Source organism: Streptomyces sp. WAC00040, from assembly GCF_056835925.1.
Genome location: NZ_JAKQZE010000007.1, coordinates 22,651 through 33,413 on the forward strand (window position 1 = coordinate 22,651; position 10,763 = coordinate 33,413).

9 protein-coding genes and 1 CRISPR repeat array are annotated in these 10,763 nt (G+C 69.7%); of the genes, 7 read left to right on the forward strand and 2 right to left on the reverse strand.

The window, feature by feature from the left end:
• The 7 genes from MDN94_RS39120 (at position 1) to MDN94_RS39150 (ending at position 7,053) form a co-directional block, all read left to right on the forward strand.
• Positions 1-1,269, forward strand: a complete 1,269-nt coding sequence (locus tag MDN94_RS39120; RefSeq protein ID WP_482730525.1) for a hypothetical protein — start codon at positions 1-3, stop codon at positions 1,267-1,269.
• 88 nt (positions 1,270-1,357) lie between these two features.
• Positions 1,358-2,449: a hypothetical protein gene (locus tag MDN94_RS39125; RefSeq protein ID WP_482730526.1), complete on the forward strand. Its 1,092-nt coding sequence runs from the start codon at positions 1,358-1,360 to the stop codon at positions 2,447-2,449.
• Positions 2,446-4,653 carry a hypothetical protein gene (locus MDN94_RS39130; protein ID WP_482730527.1) on the forward strand — a complete coding sequence of 736 codons (2,208 nt, stop codon included), beginning with the start codon at positions 2,446-2,448 and terminating at the stop codon, positions 4,651-4,653. Before MDN94_RS39125 ends, MDN94_RS39130 begins: the two co-directional genes overlap by 4 nt.
• Before the next feature lie 204 nt (positions 4,654-4,857).
• Entirely contained in the window at positions 4,858-5,052 is a 195-nt protein-coding gene (locus MDN94_RS39135; protein ID WP_482730528.1) for a hypothetical protein, read from the forward strand.
• A 355-nt stretch (positions 5,053-5,407) separates the two neighbouring features.
• Entirely contained in the window at positions 5,408-5,596 is a 189-nt protein-coding gene (locus MDN94_RS39140) for a hypothetical protein (RefSeq protein ID WP_482730529.1), read from the forward strand.
• 189 nt (positions 5,597-5,785) lie between these two features.
• Complete coding sequence (locus tag MDN94_RS39145) at positions 5,786-6,244, forward strand: Pycsar system effector family protein (protein ID WP_482730530.1); 459 nt, start codon at positions 5,786-5,788, stop codon at positions 6,242-6,244.
• A gap of 152 nt (positions 6,245-6,396) precedes the next feature.
• Positions 6,397-7,053, forward strand: coding sequence for a GGDEF domain-containing protein (locus MDN94_RS39150; protein WP_482730531.1), 657 nt, complete (start codon positions 6,397-6,399; stop codon positions 7,051-7,053).
• A gap of 224 nt (positions 7,054-7,277) precedes the next feature.
• On the opposite strand, the gene MDN94_RS39155 is transcribed toward MDN94_RS39150, so the two are convergent.
• Together MDN94_RS39155 and MDN94_RS39160 are read right to left on the reverse strand one after the other, a co-directional pair.
• A complete protein-coding gene (locus tag MDN94_RS39155; RefSeq protein WP_482730532.1) occupies positions 7,278-8,396 on the reverse strand; it encodes a ParB/RepB/Spo0J family partition protein in 1,119 nt (372 codons plus the stop codon).
• Entirely contained in the window at positions 8,393-9,637 is a 1,245-nt protein-coding gene (locus MDN94_RS39160) for a ParA family protein (RefSeq protein ID WP_482730533.1), read from the reverse strand. The genes MDN94_RS39155 and MDN94_RS39160 overlap by 4 nt, the downstream gene beginning before the upstream one ends.
• Before the next feature lie 213 nt (positions 9,638-9,850).
• Positions 9,851-10,731: direct repeats of the CRISPR family, unit length 28 nt; unit sequence GGACCATCCCCGCGGGTGCGGGGAGCAG.
• Positions 10,732-10,763 lie beyond the last annotated feature (32 nt).

Genomic DNA, 10,763 nt, shown 5'->3' on the forward strand with positions numbered 1-10,763 from the left:
ATGCCCGAGAAGGAAGACCCCTGCGACCTGCTGCCGGAACGCAGCCGCAAATTCTGCGACTCCGACGGCACCGGTCCCCCCGACGTCGGCGGGGAGACCGGCCCCGGCGGCGGGCTTGTTGACGGGGCTGCCGACAGCGTTAAGGGCCTCGCCAATCAGCTGATCACTCAGCTCGAAGACCTGGTGGCACCCAAGGATGCCTGGGCACCGAAGAATGCTGACGGTGCGCTGTATGCGCCGTTCCTGTGGCTCGGCCAGCACCTCGCCGTGGCCATCTTCGTGTGCGTGGTGGTGGTGTGCGCCCTGACCGCCTGGCAGGGCGCACCACGCCTGAAACAGATGGGCGCCTCCACCGGCTGGACGCTCGCGGCCGTCGTCGCCATGGGAGCCATCCCCGGGGCGGTGATGCTGCTCAATCGGGCGGTCAGCCAGGCGTTCACGGCAGCGTTCGACAGCAACGAGTCGACGCTGTTCAAGGTCATCCGTGCCGACGTGAAGGCGGAAGAGAGTGACCCGCTGGCGATGCTGCTGATCGTCGCCGGCCTAGTGGTCGCCCTCGCTGTCGCCGCGCTGGTGTTCATGACCCGGCAGCTCGGCGTGCTCGTGTTCGTGTGTATGGCCCCGATCGTGCTGGCGTCGCTGGCACGAGGGGGCGACACGGCTGCGCTGAAGCGGTGGATGATGCGGCTACTCGGCTTGTTGTTCGCGCCGTTCGCGCTCCTGCTGGTCAGCCCGTTCGTGGCGCTGTTTTCAGGGTCGGTGGCCATGGACCTCGTGCTCCTGGTCGCGGCCGACGTCATCATGCTGCGGATGATCTTCCACGGCGTGCCATACATCGGTCCCCGGGTCGCCGGTGCTGCCCGGACGATGGTGGAGCGCCACACCACCAACCCGCTCGCGCGAGGCATCGTTCGTGCTGGTGTGCCGACCGTCTACGAGCAGGAGAACGCACCCCAGGTGCCCCGCACCGTGGACACTCCGGGCCGGGCCATGACCCGGGACCGCGGAGTCCTGCTCGCGGCCTACGGCATCCAGCAGCGGGAGCGGCCGGCGCGGCTGACCACGCCGTCCGCGGTCGCGCAGGCGACACGGGACACGGCCCGCACGGCGCAGATCAGCCAGGCACGCCGCGAGGCGCGAGCCGCAGCCGGAGTCTCGCCGCCTCCCCGGACGCCCGGCACTACGCCGACCCGGCCCGGCGCCACTCAGCCTGTCCCGCCCCAGACGGCTCCCCCGCAGCGGCCGGCACCCCGCCCGCGCAACCCGTAACGGGGGGGCTCATCCTTTCCGGCCCCGGCACCCACCAGACCTGGTGGGTGCCGGGGCCGGGCCATCTCTGCTTTCGGAGGTTCTGCCCATGTACTCGCTGACGCCCGGCTACCGCGTTCCCGCTCTGCAGCGCGGACTGAGCCCCGCCGAAACCTTGTTGACCAAGCTGAACGCCGGGGCCGGCGGGGCGATCCTGGCGAGCGCGCTGCTCGCCCCACCGCCGGTGTGGACGTTCGGCGCGGTGGGCGCGGCCGCGGCGCTGCTCAACGCGGCGCCGGGACCCCGCTCGATCGCCCGATGGGCGGCCGTCGGATACCGGCACCTGCGCGAGCGCACCATGCCCGCGGCGGTGACCGACCGGCCGGGAGTAACGCAGACATGGGCCCTGTACCCCGAGCACGGCACCATGCAGGACCCCCTGCGCCGGGTCCAGTTCCACGAAGCCTTCTCCCGCGCGCTCACGTTCGCGGGCGGGCAGACCCGTGCGGCCGGTATCCAGGTGCACGTCACCCACCACGCCGCAGTGGCGGAGTACACCGAGCACGTCCAGACCATCTCCGTGCACGTCCCCAAAGGACTGGGACAGCCGGAGCGCATCATGGGCACCCTCGCGGGAGAGTTCGCCCGACTCGGCGCGCTGGCCCCGGTGGAACTCGAGCCCGCCCCCATCGCCATCGAGCGCGGTTCGGGCTGGGTCGGTCTGGAGGGCGGCCGGTTCGCGGCCACCGCCCGGATCATCGGCTGGCCTTCCGACACCGACGGCGATCTGATGCGCCGCCTGCTCCTGGAAGAGGGGGAGGCGGACCGACAGACCGGGACGGACCGCAGCATCGGCGTCCTGTACCGGCCGTTGCCGGCGGCGCAGTCTCGCCGCTCGGCGCGCTGGCAGTCGGCTGCGGCGGAGGCGTGGACCACCGACAAGATCAAGGCCGAGGCGTTGCAGCACGCCAGCAGCACGGCCCACGGGGCCCTGGTCCAGGGCGCGACGCTCGTCGACCTCGACGCCTATCTGACCGTGTGGGGCGACAGCCCCGACAGCGTCACCGACGCCCGCTGGCAGGCCTCCCTCATGGCGGACCGGCACCGCATCCGGCTCGACTGGCTCACCGGCCAGCAGCACCGCGCCCACATCATGACCACCCCACACGGGGCCTCCACCCAGAAAGGGGCGATCTTGTGATTCGTCTGCCCTCCAACCACGCCGCGATCACCACGCCCCTCGTCGCCTCCAACACCCGCTTCCCGGGTATCCCGATCGGCCGCTCCCTGCTCGACGGCCGCGTCTTCCACCTCTCCCCGGTGCTCGCTTCCGCCGCGATCCTCCCCTCCACCAACTCCCTGGCGCTGGGAGGGCTGGGGTCGGGGAAGTCGTCGACGGCGAAGGCGAGGATGCACCGGGAGATCCGCGACCACGGCCACCAGGCCGTCGTCATCGACTCCTTCGGTGAGGACGGCGCGACCGGCGAGTGGCAGCCGCTCGTCCATGCCCTCGGCGGCCGGGTCGTGCGGGCCGGCGACTTCCAGCTCAACCCGTGCTCGGAGCTGTTCACCCCGGCGGTGCGGGAGCAGCTGGTGCGCTCCCTGATCCTCGCGGTCGAGCCCGGCGCCCTCGACCCGCAGGCCACCCACGCGCTTCAGCACGCCCTGAACCATCCCAAGGCGACCGCGCTGAACGGGCTGGTGGACGCCCTCGTCAGCCCCCAGGACGGCCGCTGGCCGGCCGCCAAGCTGGAAGTCTGGGGCGAGGGCGTCGCGATGGCCCTGTCCCGCTACACCGAAGGATCGCTCTGCGGACTGTTCGACGGCGAGGACGCCGGCCTGCCCGAGACGAACCTGCCGATCCTTTCCTTCGACTTCACCGGCCTGGACCGCAACAGCCCGGCGATCCCCTCGCTGATGGCCGCCGTCTCCTGCTGGGCGGAGCACGTGTGGCTGCCGCAGTCGACCGCCACGCACCGGCACCTGGTCCTCGAGGAGGCGTGGCAGATCCTGCTCTCCCCCGCCACCGCCTCCCTGATCCAGCGGCAGTTGAAGAACTCGCGCAAGGCGGCGCTGTCCCTGGACGTGGTGATGCACACCCTGTCCGACCTCGGCGACGGCAAGGCCCAGGACCTTGCGCGGCTGTGCGAGATCGCCCACGTCGGCCGCCTCGGACCCGAAGAGGCCGCGGCTGTCGGCACGCTGCTCGGTCTGCCGCAGTGGGCCGTCGACACCATCCCGACCCTCGGTCCGGGACAGGCCGTATGGAAGGTCGGCCCCGGCTACGTCGACATCATCCAGACCGTCCTCAGCGAAGACGAGAGGGCGCTGACCGACACGTCCTCCCGACGACGCCAGGCACAGCAGGCCCTCGGCCTGGCCGCGGAGCTGGAAACCCTCGTGCACGTCGACGACCAGGAGCTGGAAGAGGCAGATGCTTACGAGTGCGAGGCTCCAGACACCGAGCAGCCGATGCCATCAGAGCACGACGACCTGGTCGTGGAGAAGGACACCCGCGAGCAGGCCGACGAGGGCTGGGACTGGGACATGCCGCCCAACGTCATAGAGCCCGAGATCGACACCGACACTCGGCACGAGGACGTCGTCCAGGCCGCGATGGAAGGACGGTTCAGCGAGGCCGCACAGCTCGCCGCCATCGGTGAGCGCGAGGACATCAACGCCTACGGCATCAACTCGAACGAGGCGGTGCGGTGGTTGGTGACCCGGGCACAGGTGGCCGAACTCGGCGGAGACCGAAACAAGGCCGCCCAACTGCGCGCTACCGTCAGCCGCATGGGGAAGAACCTGGAGTGGTTCGAGCAGCAGGCCGGCGACAGTCCGGAACCGGAGTGGTACCGCGGACCGGACAGCGCGCCCGAGCCGTCGACTCCCGACGACGAACCGCCCTCCCGTACCCGCCGCCGCGTCTGGCCCTACGTCGCCACCGCCGCGGCGCTGTCCCTCGCGATCGTCGGCGGGACTCGGATGGCCGACACCGAGCAGCAACGCGAAGACCGCACGGAAAAGGCCGCCGCGTACAAGGGCAGGTCCGGAGCGACCCTGCAGATCGACGGAATCGAAACGGACGTGGTGGCTCAATGGAACAGCGACAGGGATCGCGTCGTCATCGAGCTCCGCTCCTTCTTCAACCGCAATGCCAAGTATCTGCGGCTCGACGCTGCCGGGGAGACCGCCATCGGTACGCAGGAGAACCGGTACTACCCCAAGTCTCCTGAGATTGCGCTGCCGGTCGAGGATCCGCTGGCCGACGTGACGGTCCGGGTAGCGGTCGGCGGGAAGAGCTGGAAGACGGGAGCCAGGGCACAGTCCCGCATGGTCCGGCTGTCCCCGACCGGCATCGCCTACGACGCCGAGACCGGGGAGCGTCTGCCCTCCGACCTCTGACCACAGCACCAGCAGCACGGCCCGATGGCCCTCGCCCCGGAAGTTCCGGGGCGAGGGCCATCGGCATGCAGAGCCCTGGATGCCCGGTCCACCCGGCCGGCCCTTTTTTCACCGCGGCCCTGCGTGGCCGCCGAGGGGAGGGCCGACCAGGCCGACCGGCCTGCGCACCAAATCCCCCTGTCCCCGATCTGAGGAGACCTTTCCGTGGCCGTGATAGGCGTGCTGACCGAGCCCACCCCGCCCAGCTGGTGGAAGGCGAACCGACACAAAATCTACTTCGCCCTCGGTCTGATCTGCGGCTGGCTGCTCTGCGCCAACTTCGGGCCGCTGACCACGCCGCCGGACACCGGGCCCCGCCCCGGGCACAACACCCCGGTGCCCACACCCGCCCGCACCTGACCCCACCTGCACCGCCGCCGCACGCGCCCCCATTCACCGTCAGGAGGAGATCACCCGTGCTCACGCCCCGCCCGCGCCGCCGGATCGGCCGGCCCCGCCCGCAGCACCCCGGCCCCCGCTACCCGCAGCGCCCCTCCCGGCTTCCCGGCGCCTGGAGCAGGTGATGGACGCCAGGAAGAGGACCTGGTCGACATCGACCCGTACGACGACGGGGCCTTCCCCGAGTTCCGGTGGTGCCAGGCGCCCAAAGGGCTCGCGACCCGCCGACAGCTGCGCGACCTGGGCTTACGCCCCGGCGGTCACGGCCCCGTCGCCCAGATGACGTGCCGGGGAGGGAAGCGCGTCGCGTACCTGTATGACCCTCGCGAAGGAGGCCGCGCTCGACAAGGCGATGGCAGCGAGGCAGACATGCCCGCGCTGCTTCCGAAGGTATTTCGTGTGCCTTCCCCTCAAAACCTTGGGTTCCTGTCTGGAGTGCCACGACGGCCCCCCCGCCGACCCGTCCAGCTACCTCGCCCCGCCCGCGCACCAACTGGCCGCGTGAAGCCCGGGGCGGCCGCAGCATCGGCTAATGAGTCGGCCGCCCCGGGAGGCCCTCCCCTGTGTCCAGAGCGCTCTGAAAAGGGTGGAGGGCTTCCTCAGCATGCACCACGCCTCCCAGATCTGACGCAGCGGCCACCGAACCAACGGCGTGCCCGTCCAGAGACCAACCGTGACAAGGAGAACCCAGCCAATGACCACGATCCCTCTGCCCGACATGGACAAGAACCTCGACCACGCCTGCGCCACGGTGGCCAGCGAGATCGCCCGCACCGACGCCAAAGCCTCCTTACTCCTCGCCTTCAACGGCGCGGTACTCGCCGGAATCGCCTCCGCGGCCGACAAGGACCTGCCACCGGTGACCAAGGCGTTCGGCGCTCTCGCCGTCCTTGTCCTGGGCGCCGCCGCCGTGCTGCTGCTCCTGGTCGTCCGGCCCCGGCTCAGTGGGGACGACCGGGCCTCGTTCCCGTACTGGGCACGCCTCGACGACGACGAGATCCGAGCCAGCCTGACCAGCGACACCCGGGCCGCACGCATCCGCGTCCTGTCGACCATCGCCGTTGCCAAGTTCACGCGCCTGCGCCACGCAATCCACCTCAGCCTGACCGCGCTCGCCCTGCTCGCATCGGCTGCGGCGGGCGCCCTGATCTGACCCGCAGCCTGCGCGGCACCGACCGTCCTGTAGCCAGCTCGCCCATCCCACCCACCGAACGGTGTGGGGTCCGGGAGCAGGCCACGCGCCGCCAAGCAACAGAGCCTGCCCCCGGGTTCCTCCACCTCGCATAGGACAGAGGAGAAGCCAGTATGACCACCGCGCTTTTATCGCGGAAGCTGCACATCACCGCGGCCGCCCTGCCGCTCGCCGGATGGACCCTGCACACCGCCGTCCTGCACCGGCGACTCACCCACGCCCAGCGCGACCCGCTGACAAAGACCTGGCGCCGTGACGCGTTCACCGCCCGCGCCGAACGCCTCATCGACCGTCACCCCAACGAGTGCGTGCTGGTGCTCGCGGACGCTGACCACTTCAAACAGCTCAACGACCGCTTCGGCCACGCAGCCGGCGACACCGCGCTCACCGCCATCGGCACCCGCCTCACCGAATGGGCCGGACCACGCGGCGTCGCCGGGCGGCTCGGGGGCGACGAATTCTCTGTCCTCGCCCGCCTGAAGATCCGCCACCAGGAGCTGCGCCTGGAACACCTCGCCCGCCTCATGGCCCGGCCCGTCCCCTACGGCGACGGCCTGCTGCCGCTCACCGTGTCCCTCGGCTCAGCCACCCCTGCCGCCCTCGGCACCGACCTTCCCGTGCTCATGAGGGCCGCCGACGCCGCCATGTACGAAGGCAAGCACACCGGCCGCATCGTTCAGGCCCGACCGGAGCACGCGGCCACACCCAGCGTCAACGGCCGCAGGCAAGGACGCCCGGGCACCGCCGCTCGCACCACACCCGCGTCATGACCCGCGGCAGGCAGCCGATGCTGCTCGACTGGCGGCCGACATCGCCTTGATCACGTCCGCTGGCAGAGGCGGTGCCAGCCGACAACGGGACTGCGCTGACACCGCCGACCCGCGCGCGCAGCGGCTCCCGGCTCTTCATTACGGCGTAATACCGGGGCCAAGATGCCGGCGCATGGGTAGACCCCTGCAGTCGCCACGCGAATGCAGGGGCCAGGGCCGTTGCCCTACTTGCTGAGCAGCTCGATCAGCTGCCTTCGGAACTCTGCACTGGTGCTGGCTACGAGATCCTCAGCGAAGGCATCTGGCCCTCCGACGAGGTCGACGTACCGTGACAGGGCAGCGTGGCGCTGACCGTGCCTGGTCAACTTGTCGAACGCGATCTCCATAGCCGCTCCCCCATCAGACCAGGGCATCTTGATCTGAGGAGGCTTCAACGACGGCTCAGGACGCGGGTCCGGAACCACCGCTTGCTCAGGGGACGAGGCGATGACCGCGCCTGCAGCGCTCTGCTCCCCCACCGCCTCCTCGTCCTTCATTACGCCGTAATAATCGTTCGCGGGCACGGCCGGAGTCAGACCGGTATCCCGTTCCCCTGCCGATGTCGGAGCGGGCGACGGCGCTGGTTCGGGTGCCTTGCGCCGCTTCTGTTCCTTCAGACGCTCAAGGTGAGCTTCCTGCTCCTCAGGCTTCTTGTTGCCGACGCGCCGCAGGAGCTCTGCCGGTTCCTCGCCAGAGACCAGTTTCTCCTTGAGCTCCGGAGTCAAGCCGAGAAGGGCGAGCCGCTGAGACACCCAGCCCTGGGAGCGGTGGAGTCGGGCCGCGAGCGCATCCTGTGTGCCATGCACGGCCAGGAGCTGCTGCAAGGCGCGGGCCTCATCGAGAGGGTCGAGATCCTGCCGGTGGATGTTGGCAACCAACGCCGACTCGAGTACCTCATCGGCGTTGCTCCCGAGATCCTCGTCGAGCGTGACCTTGATTTGTTCCAGCCCAGCTTCACGCGCGGCCGCCAGACGTGAGTTGCCGTCGATGGCGACGTACCTCGTGCCGTCCTCGAGCTCGCCCTCCTTCCCAGGGTTCGCCTCCAGGTAGGAGAAGCGCGACATGATGGTGATGGCCTGCTTCTGGCCGTGATCCCGCAGGCTGCCCGCAAGCTGGGTCAGGTCCCCCAGCCGTGACCGCGGGTTCGCCGGGTTCAGACTGATCAGCTCCACAGGAAGCCTTACCGGCGGCGGGGCGCCCTCGGTAGGGGCGTTGGTCGCAGCGTTGATGGCCTGGCGCCGAGCGCTGACCGGCTGTGTCTGGGCGAACGACGCACCCATGCCCAGCTTGGAGGACTTACTCATGCGATCTCCCGTGCGAGTGCGCGCATGGCGACTGCCTGAGGGCAGCGTGGGGCGTAGGCGAGGAGGGGCTGCTTCATACGCACGGCTTCCTTCTGTTCCTTCAAGTCCCCGATCAGGCCGACGACGCGCGGGTCTCTTATCGACATCCAGCTCTCCAGCGATGACGTGGCGATGAATCCGCGCCGGGCGTCGTAGTGGTTGACGACGATGCCGAGGTAGTCAAGCTCGAGACCCATGTCGGTACGGAGGTCGCTGATCTGGGCTGTCAGGAGGCCGTAGGCGTCGGCAGAGCTGTCCTCGGCTTGGACCACGACCAGTACCCCCGAGTTCCCAGGTGCTTCGCCGTCCCGCCGCCGGCCGTAGTAAGCGGCGGCGTCCATGCTGAGTCCGAGGCTCGGGGGACAGTCGATAAGAATGACGTCGTAGTCGGACTCGAGCGGCGTGAGGGCGCGTTCGAGGGCGGCTTCGCGGGCGCGGACGCCGGACAGCTTGACGTCCAGGAGGAAGGCGTCGGTGCAGGACGGCAACAGGTGGAGCCGGTCCCCGAAGCGTTCATCGTCTACCGAGACGATGAGGTCACTCAGCTTGCCCTTGGAATCGCCGGCCATGTGCTTGGTGAGACTGTCGCCGTCCAGCGGCAGGAGGTCGTGCCCCAACTGCTTCGTGAGATGGCCCTGCGGGTCGAAATCAACGAGCAGCACCCGCAATCCCAAACCGGGCAGCTGTTCATGCTCGGCATCCTCACCCGTCTCCTGGTCGGCTTCAGCCCGGGCGTGGGCGAAGTGCTTGGACACACCCACAGCATGGAGCCGGTCCGGGTCCTCCGCGAGCGCCTGCCCCGTCCCGGCAGTGACCGCGGTCTTGCCCACTCCGCCCTTCTGGTTGCAGACGATGAGTCGTTTGACGACCACAGGCCGCTGCACACCAGGGGCAGGGTTCGTCTCCAACCACAGCGAAACGGACTGCGCGAGCCCCTGCACCAGAGAGACACCTCGAGCGGAGCAGTCGCTACGGAAGCCCTCCCACTGGCCAGACGGCAACCACGTGGAGAACGACTTGGCGCCAGCGGTGTCGATGACGGACAGGTTTGAACCGAGGCTGCGCCAGGCGCTGATGCCCTCTTCGACGGCGTGCTGGATGTCGATGGCCCGCTGCGCAGTGCGCACCTTCAGCTCTTGTTGCAGTTGGCCGGGAAGCTTGGAAACGACCTTCTCCCGGTCCCCAGATGATGGCGACGTCATGAAGGAACCTTACTAACTCGTAAGATCGTTTGGCACATCGACGCGTTACCAAACAGGATTTGATGTCGTCTCGGGACACCATCGGCGCTCCCGTGCGTTCATTACGGCGTAATGAACGCACGGGAGCGCGCGCCGCTCACGAGCTAGTTCCGGGATGGTTGGGGCAGCCAGCGGCAGCAGCCGCTGAGGGCCGGCGGCGAGACGCCAGCAGAGGGACCATCCCCGCGGGTGCGGGGAGCAGCGCTGCCCTATGTTCAGGCCCTCGAACAGTTGGGGACATCCCCACGGGTGCGGGGAGGAGAGCGCGATGCCCGACAACAGCGCGGACTTGCCGGGACCATCCTCGCGGGTGCGGGGAGCAGTACTTGCGCGAGCCGGTGATGAGGAAGCGACAGGGACCATCCCCGCGGATGCGGGGAGCAGACCAGGTCCTCGAGGACCTGGGTCACAAGCGCGGGACCATCCCCGCGAGTGCGGGGAGCAGACCGTCATGCCGACTCGGTCGGCGATGACGTAGGGACCATCCCCGCGGGTGCGGGGAGCAGGTTGATCGCGGCGCCGAGGAAGCCGTGCCCGAGGGACCATCCCCGCGGGTGCGGGGAGCAGGTTGATCGCGGCGCCGAGGAAGCCGTGCCCGAGGGACCATCCCCGCGGGTGCGGGGAGCAGGTGAGGGACGAGGTGCCTGTCTTCCCGACGGCGGGACCATCCCCGCGGGTGCGGGGAGCAGGCCGTGCCGGACCACTGGAAGCACCCCACCGCAGGACCATCCCCGCGGGTGCGGGGAGCAGTCGCAGATCTTTACGAGGGGGAACGGGTCGGGGGGACCATCCCCGCGGGTGCGGGGAGCAGGTGCTGGCCGCCGGCTCTCTCGCGCTGATGGCGGGACCATCCCCGCGGGTGCGGGGAGCAGGGCTTCCTTGGGTCGGTCGTCAACGCCCGCTCGGGACCATCCCCGCGGGTGCGGGGAGCAGGATGGCCAGCGACGGATACCCGCTGCCCGACTGGGACCATCCCCGCAGGTGCGGGGAGCAGTCGACGACATGCCCGACGTGCGCTCCGAGGACGGGACCATCCCCGCGGGTGCGGGGAGCAGTGACGGTCGGAAGGGTGTCGGCGCCGTACCTG